Below are 21,420 nucleotides of genomic sequence, written 5' to 3' on the forward strand. Positions count from 1 at the left end.
GGGGGTGTCAGGTGCCACGGTAATCAATGATGGTCGAATCGCACTGCTGGCGGATGAGTCTAGCGCGTTTAATCTTAGTTCTGGCGCAAAAGGGATCAATAACGGTGTCGTAACTGCCGGGTATCTGTCAACTGATACTAATGCGACTTTCGTTTCTGGTGGAAAGGGGTATGTTGCAGGGATCAGTGCGGTTGGTGGCCCCGGCACCCAGTTTACCAATAACGGGATTTATAATATTGCTGCAGTAAATCAGGATCCTCGCGCGCTCGCTTTTTACAATTTTGATGTCAACTCGTTTGGGGGGATGACAAATAATGGTGCGATGAACATCGGGGTCAATAATTCCGACAAGTTTTCCCCCGTTTATGGAGCAAAGGTGTCCTCTAACGGCACATTTACCAACTCTTCTACAGGTGTAATGTACCTGGGGCGAGGTGCTAGCGGACAGCTCCCTACTGGTAGCCTCGCGAGTAGTCTCGCGGCAGGGGGCGCCGATACCACCGTCAGCGCGGGTGGTTTCGGTGTGTATGTTGCCGACTCCGGCCGAGTCAGCAATATAGGCGAAATTATTATTGGCAGTGGCATGCAGAACTCTGCAGGCATCCTGGTCAAAGGTGGGACGACTGCTAATGTGTTGAATCAAGGTCTTATCGATGTTAGAGGGGCTGTTAGCGGCGCGCCCCTACAAAATGCGGGCATTCTGGTCAACGGCAATAGCGGGACTTCCGTTATCAATAACGCCGGCACCATTAATTTAAGTGGTGTTAACGGTGTTGGGGTCAAGACGCTCGGCGGCGGTAAAGCGACCAGCTCAGGGCAGATCAATGTCTTCGGTTTTAACGGTGCGTCGTTGCCCAACTATGGTCTCTGGTCAGAGGGCGCCGGTAGTGTGGCCACCTTAAGTGGCGCCATCAACATGGCGGGTGATGGTGCTATCGCGGCGCATGCACGCGACTCCGGCGTCATTAACATCGCTGGCGCCGGTGCGGTGAACTTTTCGGCCGGGAAAAATCAGATCGGCTACTTCGTCTATGGCGCGGGGGCGGCGATCAATAGCAATTCCACCACGACTCAAGACGTCTCCACTGAAGGGTCTACGCTTTACCGCATGCAGGCCGGTGCCGACTACACCGGCGGGGCAGGCGTAGGGTCGTCGTTGACGGCGTCCGGTATTAACTCAACGGGTGTGATGGTTACAGGCACCACCGGCGCGGACGTTTCCGCTTTCAACTCTGGCGGTATGACCGTCAATCTGGCGGGTAAGGGCTCTACGGGTGTGCGTGTGGAAGGCGGCGCGCAGGGCAAGATCAGCAGTACAGCGGTCATCAATCTGAGCTCGGTGGGTGCTATTGCCGGCATTGCGGACGGCCAGGCGCATGACCTTGCGGGTGTGGCGACCGGGGATGAGGTCGCCGGGGTTCTTGGCGACAGCACGAAGAGTGCAGGTGCTGTGGGCTTTGGCCAGGGCACCATTCTTGTGTCGGGTGCCTCGCTCAATTCGATGTTGGACGGTATTACCGGGTACATCGCCCGTAATAGCGCGGAAGTCAGCAACACGGGCAACATTGTGTTTGGCGGTAACGATGCAACGGGTGTGTTTATTGAGGCGGGCGCGCGCGGCGATAACTCCGGCAGTATTGAGGTGGGCGCCGGCGGCACCGGGATTGTGGCTCAGGATGCGACGGGGACCAAGACCACGGTTGTGAACAATACCGGTGCCTTGATACTGAACGGCGGTAGCCTGACCCATCAGACCGTGGGGGTCAGCGCTAGCGGTTCCCACACCACGGTGAATCTTAATGGCGGCGATCTTCTGCTCAATGGCAATGGCGCCATCGGCGTTGACGCCGATGCTGGGGCGCTCGTACAAGGCAAAATTGTTGCCACTTCGGCAGGGCAGGACAGTACGGCGATTCATGCCAGCGGCGGAGGTTCCCGTGTGCATGGCCTGGTGGGCAGCACGCTTTCTTTGACCGGTGTGCGGGCGACGGGGGTAAAAGTCGAAAATGGCGCAATCGCTACGTTGGACGCCGGCGCGGTGATCAATCCGGTCGCTGCGGGCTCTATCGCGGGTGTCGTGGATGGGGCAGGCTCGGTCTTCAGTACCGGTGCGGATGTCAGTTCTAGCGATGCGGGTGTTATCGGTTTCGAGGTCACAAACCTGGGCAAGCTGGTCAACAGTGGCATGGTGCGACTTTCGGGTGCCCTCTCGAAAGGCGTGGAGTTGGTGTCAGGCGTTTTGGAAAATAGTGGCAACGTTACCGCGAACGGCACCGCGATCTATGTGGAGGGCGCTAATTCAGTTGTCGCCAATAATGGCGGCACGATTCTCGCCACCGATGGCGTTGCCGCCGTTGAAGTGGGTCAAGGCGCTAGCCTGAGTTTGGTGGGTTCCGGCCTGGGCACTATTGAAGGGCGTGGTTCGGCGGACGCGGCAAGGGTTGATGCAGGCGCGGTAGCCCTCTCGGTCAACGGTGCGCACTTGGTGGTTAACGCCGCCGGCGCAACGGGCAACGGCATTGAGAACAAAGGCGAGATCAGTGGTATTCAGCTGCTTAATACCACGATTGATGTGGCCGGTGGCATTGGCTTGCGCACCGCTACGGCACTGAATAGTACGAACAGCGGTACCATTAATATCAGCGGTAGTGGTACGGGGATCAACTTTACCCAGGCCGATGGCAGCGTGGCCAACGCCGATCTGGACCTGTCCGGTTCGCAAGCGCTCACCATCAATGCAACGGGCGCTGGCGCCAAGGGGATTATTGCCCACAACGCAGGGACGGTGAAAACCGCCGCGACGGTCAATGTCACCAGTGCCACCGGTGGACCAGCGTTGACCCTGGGCGCCAGCGTAACGGCGGCGACCAACAGTGGCGTATTGAGTTCGGCGAGTGCCACGGCGGCCACGGTCACCGTGGCAAGCAGCGCAGTCCTTACCAATACCTCGACCGGTTCGATCAGTGGCACTGCTGCCGGCAAGGCCGTGGTGTTTGATGATCAAGACTCAACGCTGATAAACCAGGGTCAGATCACAGGTACCGTGGATCTGGGCGCGGGTAGCAACCAACTGCTGAACACCGGCACCATTACTGGTGATGTGGTCGTTGGCGGCGCTAATAACCAATTGGCGGTCGCGAGCGGTACGGTGACAGGCAACATTGGTTTGACGGGTGCAACCGGCACGAACACGGTGCTGCTGCAGAATGGCGCGACCATCAATACGTTGGCCGGATCCGTTGGCAACGACACCGTGACGATCAAAGGCCAGGGCAACACGTTCAACACGCTTGATGGCGGCACCAGCGGTAACGACATGTTGGTCTTTGACGGTGCTCTCAATATCCTTGATGGCACACATACGGCGACGAACTTCGATCAGGTCAACTTGAGCAACAGCTCGGTGCTAACGCTGCAAACCGTGCTCGGCGGCAAGCCAGTGGATGCGGGTGGGGCGGGTATTGATATCGATGGCAGCTCCACTTTGGCATTGCAAGTCAACCCGGCTGCGGCTTATACCTTCGCCAACCACCTGACCGGCAGCGGTTTGCTGACGGTGGATACCGGGGGCAATGCGTTCAACTTTGCCGCGACTACCGGTTCGAATTTTGCAGGCACGGTGGCGCTGGGGTCGTCTACGTTCGGTCTGGCCGGTTTGAACACGGCTGCGCTGAGCCATGCGACGCTGCGCACCGATGTGGGTAGCGTGACAACGGTCGGTGATGGTAACCAGCAGATTGGTGGGCTGTCCCTCGACGGCGGTCACATTAACTTCAATGCCCTGGTCCCTGATCAAGCGGTGGCGACCAGTACCATTACGGCCAATACGTTGTCTGCGAGTGGTATCGGTACGATTGGTATTAAGGTATCGCCGGTCTTTGTGTCGAGCGCCCCTGATACGCCAAACACGGTCAATTTGCTCCAACAAGACGACGCCAATATCGGTGTGAAGCTGGTTAGCGCGTCGACCGTCAGTGGTAGCGGGGGGGCGTTGGTTCTGCAGGATCAACTTGGGAACGCAATCACGGCCGCGCGGCAGCTCGACATCGCTCAGGGCGGCACGACGGTGGCGAAAGGCACCTACGATTTCCGTCTGACCACTGCCGGCCATGACGGCGTGACTCAAGACGGCCTGTACGTGAACTACGGCCTCACGCAACTGGACTTGCAGCAGGGTCAAACGCTCACGCTGGCTGAAGACACCACTGCTTCCGGCGCGGCTTCGGACATGTCGGCCCAGTTGGTGGGGAGCGGGCATCTGGCGGTCGACGCCGGTGCCGGTGTGGTGTCGTTATCTAATACATTGAACAGCTACAGCGGCGATACCACGGTGTCGTCGGGCACGCTGCGTACCGACGTTAACCACGCCTTGGGTAATACCCAAGACCTGCATATCGCCAATTCGGCTCTCCTGGATCTGAACGGTACAACCCAGGTGGTTCAGCAGTTCGATGGGCTGACAGGCTCGATGCTCAAGATCAATGGCGGCACGCTTAACATTGAGGCTGGGGGGCGTTCGCAAGGCAGTCTGACCGGTGCGGGACAATTGAATTTGAATGGCGGCGTGTTTGACGTCGTGGGGGCCAACAATGCATTGATGGCCAACATTAATATCGCTTCTGCGGCCACAGCGCATTTGAACGCCCCGGCGGGCCTGGGAGCCGGTGATATTGATGATGACGGCCTCCTGATCATGGATGGTGTCACGGGCGCACTGGCCAACAAGGTCAGTGGCGCGGGGGCCCTGAACCTCACAAACGGGGCAAACGTCACGGTTGGCGGCGATAACAGTGCGTTCTCGGGGACCTTCGTCGTCGACAGTGGCTCTACCCTGGTCGCCAGTGCCGAAAAGAACCTGGGTTTGGCAGCGATCATTGATAACGGTATCGCCGAGCTTGATGCCTACATCGGCACGCTGGTTAACCGCGTCAGTGGTACGGGTGAACTCAATCTGGTCAATGATGCTCGTGTCACCGCGACGGCCGACAACAGTCAGTTTGCGGGAACCTTCGGTATCGCGAGCGGCTCGGCGCTGACAGCAGGATCGCAAAATAATCTCGGCTCGGCGGCCATTGTCGACAACGGCGAATTGATGCTGGATGGCTACGCGGGTGCGCTGGCCAACAGTGTGAGCGGCGCGGGGTCGGTGAATCTGATCCATGGCGCCAACGTGACGGCGACCGCTGACAACAGCGGCTTTTCTGGCACCTTCAACATTGCTCAGGGCACCACCCTGAATGCATCGATGAATTCTCAATTGGGTTCAGCCGCGATTGTCGACAACGGCGAGTTGGCGTTGAAAACGTCGGGCGCCTTTGCCTTGGGCAATAAGCTGGACGGCAACGGCCTGGTAACAGTGGACACTGGTGGCAACGCGTTTGATTTCTTGTCCTTGGCGGGTAATAGCTTCGCCGGTACCGTCGCGATGGGCTATGCCACCTTCAACCTTGCCGATGTGAATACCGCGGCATTGAGTCATGCGGTGTTGCGCCCCGATGCGAACAGTTTGACGACGCTGGGTGATGGCGATCAGAAGATTGGTGGACTCACGTTTAACGGCGGTACCGTGCGCTTTAACGCTGAAGTGCCAGACCAGACGGTCGCCACGAGCACCATCACCAGCAACACGCTGGACGCGAGCGGAACCGGCATCGTGCAGATAGAACTGCCGGTGGGCTACGTGCCCAAGCCGGTTACGCTGACCAACTCTGGCCTGCTCACTCAGGACGAGGGTTATGTGGGGGTGAAACTGGTTAACGCGACCACGGTCAATGGCAGTGCGGGGGCGTTGGCGCTTCATGACCAAAATGACAACGTCATCACCGCAGCCCAACAGCTGGACATCGTTCAGGGTGGCAGCAACGTCGCCAAGGCTACCTATGATTATCGTCTGACCACCACCGGCCATGACGGCGTGACTCAAGACGGTCTGTACGTAAACTACGGCTTGATTCAATTGGATTTGCATCAGGGTCAGACACTGACCTTGGCAGAAGACGCGGGCGCTACCGGTGGTGCTGCCGATATGTCGGCACGGATTATCGGTGGCGGTAACCTCAACATCGACGCAGGGAGCGGGTTTGTATCGCTGTCCAACATCACCAACAGTTACAGTGGTGATACCTCAGTATCCTCGGGCACGCTGCGTACGGATGTTAATCATGCCTTGGGTAATACCCAAACAGTGCATCTCGCCACCGGAACTACGTTGGCATTGAATGGTACGACCCAGACGATTCAGCAGTTCGACGGCAAAACAGGCTCTAGCCTGAATGTTGATGGCGGCACGTTAAACATTGCTCGCGGTGGTACCTCCTTGGGTGCATTGCAGGGTGAGGGTCAGTTGAATCTTACCGGTGGGGTTCTCGAGGTCACGGGGGCCAATGCGGCACTCAAGGCTGACACGTCCATTGCCGCGGGCGCCACTGTGCTTTTGCACGATGCGGGTGGGCTGGGTATGAGTAACATCACCGATAACGGCGCGCTGGTGCTGGATGTCGCTCAAGATGGTGTCTTCGCCAATGCGTTGACGGGCACGGGCGATCTGCTCAAAAAAGGCGCTGGATCGTTAACGCTCGAACGCTCGCTGAGTCATACCGGAGAAACTGAGGTGCAGGCCGGGGTGTTGCTGGTCGGTAGTGCGGCTAATCCAGCTGTGACCTTGGGTGGACAGGGTGCCGGCACGGTAACTGTAGGGGCTGCGGGGACGCTGACGGGCCTGGGGACGGTAAGCGGTCTCGTCCATAACCAGGGGACGGTGAGTGCGCTCAATGCCACGGCCGGTCATGAAAGTGATCCTGCAGGAACCCTGACCTTGGCCAGTGGCCTGGTGAACGATGGCACAGTTAACTTGGCGGGTACCCGTGTCGGTAACCAATTGGTGGTCAAAGGGGGCTATGTTGGCCATAACGGCCAAGTAGTACTCAACACCGTGATGGGGGCTGACAATTCGGCGACCGATAAATTGGTCCTCGACGGTGGCTACGCTACCGGCAATACCGAGTTGGTGATCAAGAGCGCCGGCGGCAACGGTGCGCAGACGGCGCAAGGCATTCGGGTTGTCGAGACGCGCAACGGTGCGAGTACCAGTGAGACGGCCTTCAGATTGTCGGCTGCCTCAACGGGTTACCGTTCTGGAGTGGGCACGCTTGCGGTCGGTGCGTATGACTACACCCTTCAGCGCGGTGGTGTGGGTGGAATCGTTGACGATTGGTATCTCAGCGTGGTGGACACAACGTGTGTGACCAACGGGGCGTTATGCCCTATCGGACCGACGCAAGTGCCTGTGGTAACGCCACTCCTTCGTCCTGAGGCGGGCTCCTACCTGAACAACCGCCAGTACGCACAAAATATGCAGATCCATACCCTGCACGAGCGACAAACTCAGCACGCTGGCGTGGCGGATGCGGGTAGCCCTCCAAACAGCACTGACACCTCGTGGGTGCGCGTGGTGAGTAAAAATAGCCGTCGTGACGGGGCATTCAACTCCAGCGACAGCTCGTACCTCTTGCATGCCGGCGCCGATATCGCAGGTTTTGCGGTCGGTGAAGGCAGTGTCCGTTTTGGCGTGATGGGCTCTTATGGTTCGGACGACAACCATGCCGATAACGGCAGGTTCAGTTCGCGCGGCAAGGTTGATGGTTATAGCCTTGGCGTATACGGGACCTGGTACGGCAACCAGGACATTCAGACCGGCCCCTATGTGGACACTTGGGCGATGTATGGCAAGTTCGACAACACAGTGAAAGGCGATGGTCTGCCCACTGAGCATTACAAGTCGAACAATGTCACGAGCTCCGTTGAGACGGGCTATTCGCTGCCAATTTACGAGAATGCGGGCACACGCGTGTTCATTGAGCCGCAAGCTCAAGCGATTGTGTCCAACTACCGCGCCAATGCGCACACCGAGCAGAACGGTACCGAAGTTTCCGGACAATCGGACTCCAGTGTGACCACTCGATTGGGTGTGCGTCTGCATGGCGAGAACAAAGACATCCGGCCATTTGCAGAAGTGAATTGGTGGCACGGTCCTGATTCGCAGTCTATTGCGTTTGGTGGGGTTAAGGTCCATGACAGCTTGCCCGCGAACCGCCTGGAGGGCAAAGTCGGCCTGCAGGGCCAGGTGACCCAGTCGGTGAGCTTGTGGGGTAGCGTCGGTTTTGAGGGAGGCGCAAAAGACTATTCGGCTGATAAAGTGGAAGCTGGGGTGAAAATCGCCTTTTAAATATCAAACGACAAAAAAGAAACGTGGCCAACATCTGAGGGTAATGGGCTAAGCCCGATGTGGATGTTGCTGCGATCAATCGAAAAACCGGTGTCCGAATAGGCACCGGTTTTTTTATGCGTCTGGTTCCGGCACTGGGATGCCAATATTCTGCAACGCCAGTGTGAACTTCCGGCAAGCGCGCCTTGCTTATCGATTTAACGCCGCGTACTGCCTGCGCTGGCAAAATCGGCACCATGACTTTGCCCAATCTCGGCTACCTGAGTCCTGAACAACTGCACGCGTTGGCGGCGCAGTTGATGCAGCGTGTTCAGACACTCGACCATCAAGTCGACACGCTAAGTAAGACCGTTGAGACGATGGCAAGAAGATCACCCGCGACCAAACAGTGATCGAGAAACTGGCTGGATGAGGATGTCAGCGAAAAACGTGACTACACGCAGGGCATGTTCACCGTCGAGGGCCATATCCGTGGCGAGTGGGTATTTGAAGGACGTACTACAGCGACTGCCAACGCAACGGGCCAGTTAGATTGCTCAATTACACCCGAATCAGTGGAGGCCCGCCTGAGTTGCGCAAGATGACTCAGACTTACCGGGGGTTACACATACCTTCAAGACATATAGGCCCATGATGCAGACCACATTCCCATAGCTCATTCAACGACAGCTTGTTGTCCCGATTGCTATCCAATGTGAAGTAGCGTTTTCAGTCGTGATAGGCTCAGTGAGAGTGCCGCCGTAATCTCCTTGCTTCTCAGCAGCCGCCAGCAACTCCGATTTCTGCAGAAAACCGTCGTTATTACTGTCGTGATCGCGAAAGAAACGCTGGAAGTCGAGCGATGCAGGTTCGCAGCCTGAGTGGCGATGGGCATACCTAGGACCAGCAGAAGGGTAAGCCGGAACAGGGGGCATAGATAATTCGTTTTTCTTTTGTACCTAAGGTTGCGGCAGCAAGTGAGGCGGCTAGGCCGAATCAGGATATAAAATCCTCCCTGAAAAGCTCGACGGGTGCGCCATTTGTAGTGGCGGATGTACGTGGACGCTGTTGCCCTAATGGCCCTTAACCTGCCCGTTTGGTAGATGACTTCGCCAGCTGCTTACGTTACCGGCTCCGCATGTCTAGGTAGGGAGCGGCTGATGGAGCAGCCGGTTTCATCAGCTCGTACCTTCTCCTGTGAAACAGAAACTCACTCGACTTTCAGGTCGCACAAACATTTTTTTTGGCCAGGTCGATCAACAGTTCTGATTTCCATGGCTGATTGCCCCTTCATGCTAGTGGATGGAGGCACCATTCACGCTGGCACAGAGATGCGATCGTGGGCAGCGGTGACCATCCCATTACATACTTTTAAGCTCAAGCCGATGTAACTCATCTTGAGGTCTGTACCCTGCCGTTCAAGCCCCGATTGAGCCGTCGCGAGCTGCGGGGGGAGGTTATTTTGCAAAAACTATGGCGTAAGGCCGAAACGGCCGCTTAACTCCAAAGTGAGCAGTTCGGCGATTCCGAACCGCGTGCTCCTCCTGTCTATCGGAGTGCTATGGGCCAGGTATTGATTGATCAGCAGTTGGTGTTCGATGAAGACAATTTCCTCTTATTTCGATCGGATGCTAACGGTCAGGAGCCTTTGCGCTTAGGGTCCATTGCGAGTCGGTGCCTAGCCTTGCTTCTTAGCTCAGGTGGCGCGGTAGTACGTAAGCGAGAGCTGATGGATGGGGCGTGGGGAGCCTACGGGCTAGAGGTGACGGACAATAGTTTGGCCCAAGTTATCCGGCAACTACGTCTAGCGCTGGGGCAGTTATGCCCTGATCGCGAGTTTATCCAAACCTTGCCGCGTATAGGGTACAAACTCTGTGAGGGAGTGAAGGTAGAAGTGTTATCGGTATCTTCCCGGCCGACAGAAATGTCAGGTGAGAATGTGGGAACCAACGAATTCGCTCCTGCTGTCGAGCCATCGGGAGTTGCTGATGTTGAGGAAGGGCCGCGTGCACCATCCGTCGACACCACGCGGCTAAGTAAGATGTCGTCAAGATTGCCCTTGGTGTCATCGGCATTGTCATGGCAACAGTGGGTGGTGTGGCTGTCATTGCCATTGTGGGGAGGTGGGGCTTTTTTCATGGGGCAAGCTTGGTGGATGCCTGTGGATGTTGCTGCTCTGGATCACGCTGCTCCGGTGGTGATTGGTGACGTTCATGTACATCCTCGCCTTACGGGAATTGACGTTCTGTCGCAGTCGCAATTGCATGGCATTGTCGAGCGCAATAGAACGCTGGCCGCGAAAATTGGGTTGTCAGCGGAGAATCTGCATCTGTATTTGATCTCGTCGCGTCAAATGGTCAATCAAATCCTTTGCGATGGGGAGTTAGAAAAGGCTGCTAGTCGTTGTGTTGGCGTTCAACATGATTAAGCACCTGCGCAATATAGTGTGGCTAGTTGCGTTCGCTCTAACGGTGATATTGGGCCTGGTGCTGGGTCGTTTATCGGCAGAGCGTCAAGAAAGCCTCGACTTTTGGTGCGTTGGGGAGAGTGCCCGCCAGGTGATAATGAGTTCTAATTCCGCTTGGTTAATTACACGCTTCAGATTGAGTTTAAATCCGGTCGGGCCAAGCCATATGCGCATGATGGCACATGTGCTAGATGCCAACTCCGGAGCAGTAATCGGTAGTTTGCAGCGCAACAGTGCATTTTCAATGGAGAGGCAAGGGGCTCGCTTGCAAATCAGCGTATTGCAAAGCGCCAAAGGCGACGGAGAGGATTCAGGGGTTGATCTCCAAGGATCTTTGGGGATGTTTATTTTCCAGTCGAGCGCTAACCTCAGCTATTGGATTCGCCCGCTAACTGCGGCGCGCTATTTAATCGACGATGGTAATGACACTTTCATCTTGTGCAGTAGACGTTAGTACCGGAAGCAGTTGCCGCGCTGAATGAGTGGCCAGTGGTAACACCAGATTCTGCTTGACGATTAGGCGTATCCACTCGCTTCGTACCTTTAATTACGCCGGTGATCCCGTGCTGGCGCCGAATACCGCACATGAGATTGGCGTATTCGGTCGCATCGTTGGCGCAATCTGACCAGAATTCCAAACGATCATGTTTTAATATATGTAGCCATTATAAGGATTAGGCGCTGGCATTTAAAATGATTAGCCGCGCGCTGCAAAAAAAAATCGACTATTGGAATCACTTAGCAATTTGGGTTTTCCTAAAAGGTGATTGGCGCGTGCGATTACTCGTAGCATGGGGTGCAGTTATAGTTTCGATAGTAGGCGATTTTCAGGTGATTGCTCGAGTCGACCAGCATTTCTACTTTTCATGATGTTGCCTTGTGACGCTTTTCGAGCAGTGAAAACGGGTGATTTAAGTTTTTAGTGTCTTCATGTCAGCAGGCTGTTGGTTGGCTATGCGCACTATCATCGGTAGTGTTTGCATGGATCAATATTATATTTAGAGTCTCATTGGCAGGAGCGTGGATGACTTTGTCGGACGCAGTAATTCTTGTTGTTGATAGTGCCAGTTCAACGTGTGCGGCCATCGCTGCTCGGCTGGGTGTACTGGGTGTCCGTCGAGTGTTAATGGCCAGCAATAGCTTGCAGGCGCTGAAGATAGTCCGGTCGTGCCCAGTCGACATGGTCATTGCTGAACAAAACATGCCTTCGGTGGACGGTATGACATTTTTTCAATTGCTTCGTCGACGTAAGTATCTGGAGCGTTTGCCATGCATCCTGATGCTGGGCGAGGAAGAGTTTGATCAAATTCACGAGCTTATCGCTAGCGGTGTCGTTGGTGTTCTGCTGAAGCCTATTCTTGCCGCGGATATTGATTTGTGCATCAAGCGCGCCATGCAATATTTGACCAGTACTGCGCGGATGCGGGGTCTATCTGTGTGCTCTGGTGCTCGTTTAATGGACGAGCACCTTGGTCGGCCTACGTTGCTTGTCGTCGATGATACGCCTAACAACCTGAGTCTGACGGCTGAATTATTTACAAACGATTATCGGGTTCAGGTCACGCGATATGGTCACGAAGCGCTTGCGATATGCACTTCGTGTTCGCCGCCGGACCTGTTGTTGCTTGACGTAATGATGCCGGGAATGGACGGTTTTGAGCTCGCCAGTCGCTTAGCCAAAGATGCTCGCACCTCTCGCATCCCTATTATTTTTATCTCTGCCATTGGTGATCCACTAGTCAGACGCAAAGGTCTGGAGCTCGGTGCGATTCACTTTGAAACAAAGCCTATTGAGCCTGAAGCCTTTAAGTTGAGGGTAGATAATCAGTTTCGACATTTTTCACAGCAGCGGGGGTTCCAGGTTTGACGCTGAGTGAGAGGAGCCTGGGAGGAGTGAGCAGGGGCGGCAATCGACCGAGCGTGCGCGATGAGTATCTAAAGTTCGACAAAGGGCGTTCTGCTTTCGCTGGTGGAGGGATGCCATGGGTCAAGTGCTGATCGATGAGCAACTTATATTTGATGAAGACCGCTTTCTATTGTTTCGTGTAGGCGCCCTTGATGAAGAACCCTTGCGCTTAGGGGCAATTGCGAGTCGGTGTTTTTCAGTAATGCTTAAATCGAAAGACGAGGTGGTGCGCAAGCGCGAGCTAATGGCTGGGGCGTGGGGAAGTTATGGTCTGGAGGTCACCGACAATAGTCTTGCTCAAGTGGTCCGGCAATTGCGGTTGGCGCTAGAAAAGCTTCAGCCAGATCGCGACTTTATTCAAACCGTTCCCCGAATTGGGTACCGGCTCACTGATGGAGTGAGAGTTGAAGAGTTGTCGAGCGAACCGCTGAGCACACCAATCACATGTGAGAAGGCGCTGGTTAGCGAGACTTTCGTTCAGGTCGGGCAACGCGAAGCATGCGGTAACGACAGAGCGGTACAAGTACCGTCGATGTCGGGGGTGAAAGTGCTTAGCTCAGAGAGGCTGGGCGTGCGCCTGCCGCGTGCGCTGAGCATGTCTTCGCATGGGAGGGGCTGGCTCGCATTGCTCGCATGGGGGCTCTTGGCATTTATGTTGGGGGCTATCGGATTGATCCCAGGCAGTGGTTCTGCGCAATTGGATTTTGCAGCCCCCTCAACTATAAGCGGAGTCCAAGTCTATCGTTCGACGTCGGATTTGAACCCTCAGACCACATCATCCTTCCAGTCATTAATTCCGCGCAGTCAGAAAATAGCCGTGTTGCTCGGTATCTCATTCGACAGGCTCCATCTTTATCTTTTGCCCGCAAGCGGCGGGGTAGGTCAAATATTTTGTGACGGTGAATTACAGTCTCCTCAGAGCCGTTGTATTGGGGTGCAACCGCGTGGTTAGTCCTCCTGCATCTTTCTGGTGGTCGTTGCTCTTTATTGTTGTTGGTCTATCCGGCGTGCTGCTCGGTGAATTCGTGCGCGAGCAGGTCAGTCGCGACCTATGGTGCGAAGGCGAGGGGGCGCATGAGGTTCTTGCCAAGACGCGCGCGCTGTGGCTGATGGCGCGCTATCGATTGGATTTGAAGCCTGGCGGGCTTAGCGGCATAGGTCTAAGCGGTCGCTTCATCGACGGTGACACCAGGGAGGAAATTGGAGAGATACATCGTCAAAGCGTTTTTCGAATGGACCAAAACAACAGCCGTTTACACATCGATGTTGTAGGCAGCAACAAAAGTGACACGGAGGGATCGAGTCCGGAGTGGTTTAACTCATTAGGAATGTTCATTTTTCAGCCTAAAAGCGATCTGAGTTTTAAAATCCAATCGGTAGGCTCGACGCGCTACCTAATTGATGATGGCAGCGGCTTTTTTATGCTGTGCACCCGGCGATGAGATGAATGCTCACACAGAATTGGCGCATTCGGTCTTGCGAGTGACGCATTCGGTCAATCGCGCAGGGCCAGTTAAGGGTACCCTCCCTAGGGAGGTATGGACCCTCTAGTTTTTTTGACGTGGATCGACAGATTTTGGTTTGGTGTCGTCACGCGGTGCTCGAATCAAAGTTGGCGAGCTAGGAGGGCTGGGGCCGGCTATTTTTGAATGTATGAGAATCAAATGCTCAGTGGTGTGTATACGGCGATTTAAAAGCTAATATCCAGTTTTGGTTGGTTTTTCTATAACTTAATGTCGTGCCTCAATGCCCTTGATGGGGCAGGATGAAAACGGACTGTAACCATCCTGTAGAATGTTTTTTGGTGGCGAATTAATATCATCACAGTCTTTCAAGATTTAAGTGGAGTTCTTCATTGGAAAGTAATAGCTCATTGTTAAAATCGACCATTTTGGTCGTAGATGATACGCCGGAAAATCTTTGGTTTATGAGTTCGCTGCTCAAGAGTCGTTATCATGTCAAAATTGCAACTAACGGTTTAAAAGCAATAGAAATAGCGAGGGCTCATCCGCAGCCAGATCTGATTTTGCTCGATATCGTGATGCCGGAAATGGATGGCTATGAGGTGTGCCTCACTCTGAAGGGGGCAGCGGAGACGAATGATATTCCTATCATCTTCTTGACTGGGCGTGCCACAGCTGAAGATGAGGCGCATGGCAGGATGATTGGTGCTATTGATTACATCACCAAACCCATTGACTCAGATCGGGTTCTAGCGAGCATTAACGCACATCTTACCGCTATTGCGATGGCAAACGCCTGTGAAAAAAAACACAGCCAATGAGTTTAGGGATTATTACAAAACCTGCATAGCAGTCCCGGCTTGGCTTTATAGTGAGCGAATGCACAAACGGTATTGATCCTGGTGCACTTCTCAGTCAGGCACTCGCGCCCTTGAATTAGCGGAACCGCCCGCAACCTCCTCCTGGCAGAACGCTCGATCCCTTAGCCTATTCTGATATCGTGGCGCACCATTGATTGGCGCTAGCGCCACGCGCCTGCCAGAGATGCCCCTCACGACAGCGAAAATCATGTTGTTCACTCACGCCTAAATACTTGGCGCGAGACATTCCCCGTCAAGACGTTAAGCTGCCCGCTGCGGGCGTTTCAGGCCAAGGGCACGCGCCAGGGTGCGTTTGTGTATACCCTCAGTGCAGTATCATTTCTCCCCCAGTCGGAAACGACCCAGATTAAGAAACTTCATCTAGTCTTCAAACACACTCATCCTGTTTGAGCTGCTCCACTATGGCCACTAAGTGTCTGAAACGACCAGGCGATATTCTCTCTGTCATCGTCGTAATACTGGCAGTCATGTCAATAGTCCTTAATGTCCACGCAGAAACCGAGACCGGTGGCGGCAGCGGTGGCCAGAACACTGGAATTGGCGGAAGTGGAGGCGCTGGAAACGGCCAAGGTGGCGGGACATCTCCACCAAACGCCGCCACAGGGGCTAATTCTGAGGAGGGGGTCGGAGGTGCTGGAAAGGCTGGAGGATCCGCTGGAGGGGCTGGCGGAGCGGTAGGCACGACGAGTTCTGCCGTAATTCAAGCCGGCGCCGCAGTGTCGGGCAGCGATGGCAGCACGTCCGCACCGGCCAATGGAACGGGTGGGGGTGGCGGCGGCGGTGCCGGGGCATTCCTCACCGACATCGGAAGCGTGACCAGCGCAGTGATTATTTCTGGAGGAAATGGCGGAGCGGCCGGGGATACAACCGGAGGAACAGCCGGCGGCGGAGGCGGTGGCGGTGGCGCGGGCCTGATGCTACGAAGCCTGAATTCCACCTCTACGCTGACAGTCAATGCGAATCTTACTGGCGGTAATGGCGGCAATCCGGGAGAGGGCGCCAATCCGGTTTTTTCCTCTGGCGGCGGCGGCGGTGGGGCGGGCGTGGTACTGGATACGACTGCTTCGACGATCCCTTCAACCACGCCAATTATCACTCTGATCAATGCCAGCACGATCTTAGGAGGCAACGGTGCCAACGGCTCCACGGCACTCATCAGCGGAGCTGGTAGCGGCGGGGCTGGCGCCGCTCTTGTCGGTGCAGGAATCAGCCTTGTCAATTCTGCTGCGGGCGTGATTTCCGGGGGGGTAGGGGGAGGCACGACCCGGGCTGACCGCAGTGTCGATGGTGGTTCAAGTGTATGGGTGAATGGCAGCGGCGCAAGCATCAGCAATGATGGAAGCCTCATCGGAGGCAATGGAGGGGCCGGTAGCGTGATCGGCAGCGCGAACAGAGGGGGAGCAGGCATCAACGCTACATCCTCTGGCAGCGCCAATCTCTCAATTGCCAACACCGGAAGCATAACCGGCGGCGATGGCACTAATACCGGCGCCAGTACCGGCGGTGCCGGCATCGATGCTGTCGAAGACATCACCGTCACCAATAGCGGCAGCATCACTGGTGGAATCGGAAGTGGAACGGGCGCTGGCGGCGCTGGCATCGTTGGAGGTACCGGAAGCACAATTACCAACGCGAGCGGTGGTTTTATCAACGGAGGTAATGGTACGTCGTCCGCTGTTGGCGGGGCCGCTATCACCGGCACAAACCTCGCCGTCACAAACAATGGCGGAGTCACCGGGGGACTGGCCGGTAATGGCACAACGCGTGCGAACGCCATTGCCTTCACGGGCGGCATTAACTCGCTGGAAATTCAAGCCAGTTCGAACGTTGTCGGCAACGTGGAAGCCTTTTCGCCGGCGGACACGTTCATTTTGGGAGGATCGGCCAATGCATCGTTCGACCTGACGCAGATTGGTCCGGCGGCGCAGTATCGTGGCTTCGGTGTATACCAAAAGGCGGGCGTAAGTACCTGGGCGTTGACCGGCTCGACGGCAACTTCTACACCATGGACTATCTTGGGGGGCACGCTGCAGTTAGGTAATGGTGGTATCACTGGCAGCCTTCTGGGCGATGTCACCGACAACGCCACCCTGGCCTTCAATCGCGCGGATGCATTTTCATTCAGCGGTGTCATCTCCGGCACCGGGTCAGTGGCGCAGATCGGCTCAGGACAGACCACGTTGACCGGTACCAACATCTATACCGGCTCAACTAACGTGGCCGCCGGATCGCTCTATGTTAACGGCGATCAGTCGGCGGCGACCGGTTTGTCCAGCGTCGCCGCAGGCGCCATCCTAGGCGGCACCGGCACCTTGGGTGGTAGTGTGAGTATCGCCGATGGCGCCACACTTTCACCGGGCATCCCGGGCGTTGCACCTGGGCAACTCAGCATCAACGGGAATCTTGGGCTGAGTGCAGGGTCAATCCTGGGCTACCGCTTGGGCCAGGCGGGAGCCGTGGGCGGTCCGCTGAATGACCTCACCACGGTTGTTGCTGACCTCACCCTCGATGGCACACTGGATGTCACCACCACGGCAGGCGGTTTTTTCGCGCCGGGTGTGTATCGCATCATAAGCTATGGCGGCACACTGACGAACAATGGTCTGGCTCTGGGCGCGACCCCATTGTCCCTGGCCCTGAGCGTGCAGACGGCGGTAGCCAATCAGGTCAATCTCGTTAACACGACCGGGCTCACCCTTAACTATTGGGATGGCGCGGCGGGGCCGAAAAATAACGGATTCATCAATGGAGGCGATGGCGTATGGCAGGTTGCCGGTAGCAACGACAATTGGACTGATATCACTGGCACAGTTAACTCGGCTTTCAGCAATGGTTCTTTTATTGAGTTCATGGCTCAGGCAGGAACTATAACGGTCGACAACAGCTTGGGCCAAGTCACTGCTGCGGGCATGCAGTTCGCCAGTGACGGCTATGTGTTGAGCGATGGATCGATCACCTTGAGTGGAGCACCGACCAGCATCATCCGTGTCGGCGACGGCACGTCAAGCGGTGCCGGGTATACGGCAACTATCAACTCCGTGTTGGCGGGCACTTCGTCCATTGAGAAACATGACCTGGGCACCCTGGTCCTGGCAGGCAACAATACCTATATCGGTGGTACCACCATCAGTGGTGGGGTGCTGCAGATTGCGAGTGATAGCAACTTGGGCGCGGCAGCGGGAACGCTCAGGTTGGATGGAGGTACGCTGCGTACAACCGCCGATATTGCAATGACGCGTGACACTAGCTTGGGCAGTACTGGAAGCACTTTTGACACTCAAACGGGCACGCTGATCCAGAACGGCGTCGTTTCTGGAGTGGGCACATTGACAAAGACCGGCGCCGGCACCCTGACCCTGGCTGGAGCCAATACGTACAGCGGTGGCACCGCCCTTAAAGGTGGACAGATCACTATTGGAAACAATCGCGCCCTCGGCGAGGGCGCCCTCTCGATGGACGAAGGCACTGCGCTAGGTTTCTCAGTCAGCGACCTGAATGTGGCCAACGCAATCGTTCTCACGAGCATCAGTGATCCTGTTATCAACACCGGGGCTTTCAATGAAACGCTTTCGGGCATCATTTCAGGTACTGGTGCGCTGACCAAGGAAGGCACTGGCACCTTAATACTGTCCTCTCCCAATACGTACAGCGGCCCAACAACGGTCGCGGCTGGCACATTGCAGGCCGGTGCAATGAACGCCTTTAGTGCTGTTTCGGTTTATAGCGTATCGCCGGGCGCAACTTTGGATGCGGCAGGCTTTCATCAGGATCTCGCCGGATTGCGCAATGCTGGCGTTGTCAGCTTGCTCGGCGCCAATTCTGGCAACACGCTAAGGGTCACTGGGGCTTATATTGGACAGGAGGGCGTACTCAGGCTGGGGACCGGATTAAGTGGCGGCGCCACCGTTAGTGATCGTCATCGCCAACTTGGGAGGTCTTGGCGCGGCGACCACAGGCAACGGGGTTGAGGTGGTGAGCGGCCTTGCTGGTGCCAGCACTACCGCGCAGACCAATCAAAGCGCCTTTGCCCTCGCCAACGGTCATGTAGACGCAGGGGCGTTTGAGTATCGCCTCTATGCGGCTGACAGCCAGGGGGCTGGTGAGAATTGGTATCTACGTACTAGCTTGCCTGCACCGCCTCTCCCTGAAGAGCCCGCGCTCCCTAGCGTACCGACTTTTCGCCCCGAAGTTCCATTGCTCTCCATCCTGCCTGCCCAAGTGCAACAAGCGGACCTGGCAATGCTTGGCACTTACCATCAGCGTATCGGGGATGACTTCTCCAAAAGTGCTTCGACAAACTCCTCCGCTGCAGCCCTCAGCCAATCCTGGGTGCGGGTAGTCTCCAGCAACCTCGATATTGAGCAGTCGGGTGTTGCCAGGTCTCATGCCGACACCAACATGAGTGGTGTGCAAGCCGGTACGGACCTGATCGCGGTCGATAACTGGCGGGCCGGTATTTACGTGGGGTATCTCAAAGGCAACGCCGACGTCAGCGGCAACGCCCATGGCACTACAGGCAATGTCGGTAGCAATGACTTGCAATCCAACTACTTAGGCGCCTACGCAACATGGATGGATGCCCGCGGCATGTATATCGACAGCGTGCTACAAGGTGGGCGCCATAACTATACCGCTCACCCTGATATCGACCCCAACGTTTCGGGAGATGCATACAGTGTTGCCGCTTCCATCGAGGTGGGGGAATCTTTCGCCTTAGGAGGCCCTTGGAGCATCGAACCGCAAGCGCAATTGAACTATCAGGAAATCAATCCGGACGACGTAAACATCAGCGGGGCCAAAGTAAGGTCCGATGCTCGTAATGGGTGGGTGGGACGTCTAGGTGCTCGCCTCAAGAGTGACATGGTCACTCCCGCAGGGCGGCTTGCACCCTATACCCAAGTGAATTTTAATCACGCCAACTTCAGTGACAGCAACGCCTCGTTCACCGGACCGGCAGGCATGACAAAGCTCAAAAGCTCTAATAGTTACGATACTGCACAGTTGGCTATCGGCTCAACGCTGGCGTTATCGCCCTCGATCAGTCTGTTCGGTGAGCTAGGCCACACGTGGAGTCTTGGAGGGGATACGTCGATTAGTTCCAATGTACAAGGGACCCTGGGCGTGAGAGGCAATTGGTAGTTGGCGGACCTATCAACCATCCGAAGAATTGCCCCCCCCTTTGCCTCGGAAGGACTCGCCCTCACTTCGCATCGGAGCGGTATTTTTGTCTCTAGAAATGCGTCCAGTCCGCGGCATGCTAATCGCGCGCTTTGGCGCCGGCAACACCGGACTCCAGCCCCTGTCAGGATGGTCTTGGTCGTCCTAACCTGCCGAGACGCTTTTAAACAAGAACCGGCGTACTCATCGTACTGTAAAACAATATGCCAATATCAATCACTATTGAGTCGCCACGGTGACACCTTAGGTGTAGCGGCTCGATAACATCAGCGGCCCGACCGCTAAGCCTGGTCATGGCGATTTGGGGAAGCGATGGGTGAGCGTCCACGTTGTGATGTCCATGGCTAACGCGTCGATCACTGCGTCGATCATGCTGCATTCCGTCAAATTAGGGTTGGTATCCGACCATTTCTTATGCCCTTGGCGCAGGGCTCGATACTGCACTGCTGGGCGCCCTGGTCGTTCGAGCAGGGCATCGGCCTGCACGATAGTAGGGCCACGCGCACTGATGGTAAAGACGTCTACGATCACTAGTTTTAGCCGAGCGCTATTTGGTCCGGCGTCGCGTGCAAGGGGTAAATACTTAAACCGCGTTTTCAACCGTTTGTGTACGGCCGAATATAACAGGTCGAGCGCACCACACCTGTCATCGGCCTCAGAAACCTGGCCGCCCATAGGCGTAGCACCGTACACAGCAGCAGGCATCACCAAAGTGCTGTCAACCGCAGACACGGAAGGAGGCGCCGCCAGTGCATGTTGACACGAGCCAGAGGCCGCCAGAAGCAGCCAGAAGAAAATCGTGTGAAGTTTCATGGTCTTGGGGGCACCTCAGAATTCGGCATTTAAGGGGGTGTTAGACAGAACCCCCGATTTTTCCGTCCAGCGCGGAAAGCCAGCACTGGCGCGGATTGACGCAAAACAGATGATTTCCGGCATTGACGCGACCAAACCGAAAACGGCCTTTTTGAGCCGCCAAAACATGCATGGGATACCGTGTCGGATAGGCAAAATAGCCGGAAACCTGGCTTCAGACGTTTTCCGACGGAATTTTCGGCGGTTACCGCTTACAACCCCGGTTTGGGTGTGGAACCCCTAGTAAAAAAGGAGCTTGAGCCACAGGAGAGCGACGATGACAGCCCCAGCCAGCAAGAGCAGACCTATAATGATGAGAAGGCGGGCGACGGTAAGGGGCCTTGCGAGATCAGCATCGATAGCACCAAAATCTCTTAGGGAAACTCTGAAAAAGACTCCCAAGTCTGCTGAAATACGCTTGCCCCACGAACTGAACGGTTGAGCCCCGATGAAGCAAATATCCTTCGCCG

Annotated in this window: 12 protein-coding genes; 10 read left to right on the top strand and 2 right to left on the bottom strand. The window is 55.9% G+C overall.

Annotation, left to right across the window (positions count from 1 at the left end; genetic code table 11):
• The first annotated feature begins 4 nt into the window (after window positions 1-4).
• The 10 genes from J2X66_RS29150 (at window position 5) to J2X66_RS29195 (ending at window position 20,059) form a co-directional block, all read left to right on the top strand.
• Window positions 5-8,224, top strand: a complete 8,220-nt coding sequence (locus J2X66_RS29150; RefSeq protein ID WP_310271868.1) for an autotransporter outer membrane beta-barrel domain-containing protein — start codon at window positions 5-7, stop codon at window positions 8,222-8,224.
• Window positions 8,225-8,460: 236 nt separating this feature from the next.
• Window positions 8,461-8,616: a hypothetical protein gene (locus J2X66_RS29155; RefSeq protein WP_310271872.1), complete on the top strand. Its 156-nt coding sequence runs from the start codon at window positions 8,461-8,463 to the stop codon at window positions 8,614-8,616.
• A gap of 1,148 nt (window positions 8,617-9,764) precedes the next feature.
• Window positions 9,765-10,631: a winged helix-turn-helix domain-containing protein gene (locus J2X66_RS29160; RefSeq protein WP_310271875.1), complete on the top strand. Its 867-nt coding sequence runs from the start codon at window positions 9,765-9,767 to the stop codon at window positions 10,629-10,631.
• Window positions 10,624-11,124, top strand: coding sequence for a hypothetical protein (locus tag J2X66_RS29165; protein ID WP_310271879.1), 501 nt, complete (start codon window positions 10,624-10,626; stop codon window positions 11,122-11,124). The genes J2X66_RS29160 and J2X66_RS29165 overlap by 8 nt, the downstream gene beginning before the upstream one ends.
• A gap of 570 nt (window positions 11,125-11,694) precedes the next feature.
• Window positions 11,695-12,537 (top strand): response regulator, encoded by an 843-nt coding sequence (locus J2X66_RS29170; protein ID WP_310271882.1) that lies wholly within the window; start codon window positions 11,695-11,697, stop codon window positions 12,535-12,537.
• A gap of 115 nt (window positions 12,538-12,652) precedes the next feature.
• Window positions 12,653-13,528, top strand: coding sequence for a winged helix-turn-helix domain-containing protein (locus J2X66_RS29175; RefSeq protein ID WP_310271885.1), 876 nt, complete (start codon window positions 12,653-12,655; stop codon window positions 13,526-13,528).
• Window positions 13,521-14,018, top strand: coding sequence for a hypothetical protein (locus tag J2X66_RS29180; protein ID WP_310271889.1), 498 nt, complete (start codon window positions 13,521-13,523; stop codon window positions 14,016-14,018). The genes J2X66_RS29175 and J2X66_RS29180 overlap by 8 nt, the downstream gene beginning before the upstream one ends.
• Before the next feature lie 413 nt (window positions 14,019-14,431).
• Window positions 14,432-14,860, top strand: coding sequence for a response regulator (locus tag J2X66_RS29185; RefSeq protein WP_310271892.1), 429 nt, complete (start codon window positions 14,432-14,434; stop codon window positions 14,858-14,860).
• 872 nt (window positions 14,861-15,732) lie between these two features.
• Window positions 15,733-18,888, top strand: coding sequence for an autotransporter-associated beta strand repeat-containing protein (locus J2X66_RS29190; protein WP_310271895.1), 3,156 nt, complete (start codon window positions 15,733-15,735; stop codon window positions 18,886-18,888).
• The gene (locus J2X66_RS29195) at window positions 18,830-20,059 is read left to right on the top strand and encodes an autotransporter outer membrane beta-barrel domain-containing protein (RefSeq protein ID WP_310271898.1); all 1,230 of its coding nucleotides are present in this window, start codon (window positions 18,830-18,832) and stop codon (window positions 20,057-20,059) included. The genes J2X66_RS29190 and J2X66_RS29195 overlap by 59 nt, the downstream gene beginning before the upstream one ends.
• A 330-nt stretch (window positions 20,060-20,389) precedes the next feature.
• Here the strand turns inward: J2X66_RS29195 and J2X66_RS29200 are convergent, their stop codons facing one another.
• Window positions 20,390-20,911, bottom strand: a complete 522-nt coding sequence (locus tag J2X66_RS29200) for a hypothetical protein (protein WP_310271901.1) — start codon at window positions 20,909-20,911, stop codon at window positions 20,390-20,392.
• Between the two features lie 279 nt (window positions 20,912-21,190).
• A partial coding sequence (locus tag J2X66_RS29205) for a hypothetical protein (RefSeq protein ID WP_310271904.1) occupies window positions 21,191-21,420 on the bottom strand: 230 nt, incomplete at its 5' end.

The sequence above is a fragment of the Pseudomonas sp. 3296 genome, assembly GCF_031456615.1.
GTDB lineage: Bacteria > Pseudomonadota > Gammaproteobacteria > Pseudomonadales > Pseudomonadaceae > Aquipseudomonas > Aquipseudomonas mucoides.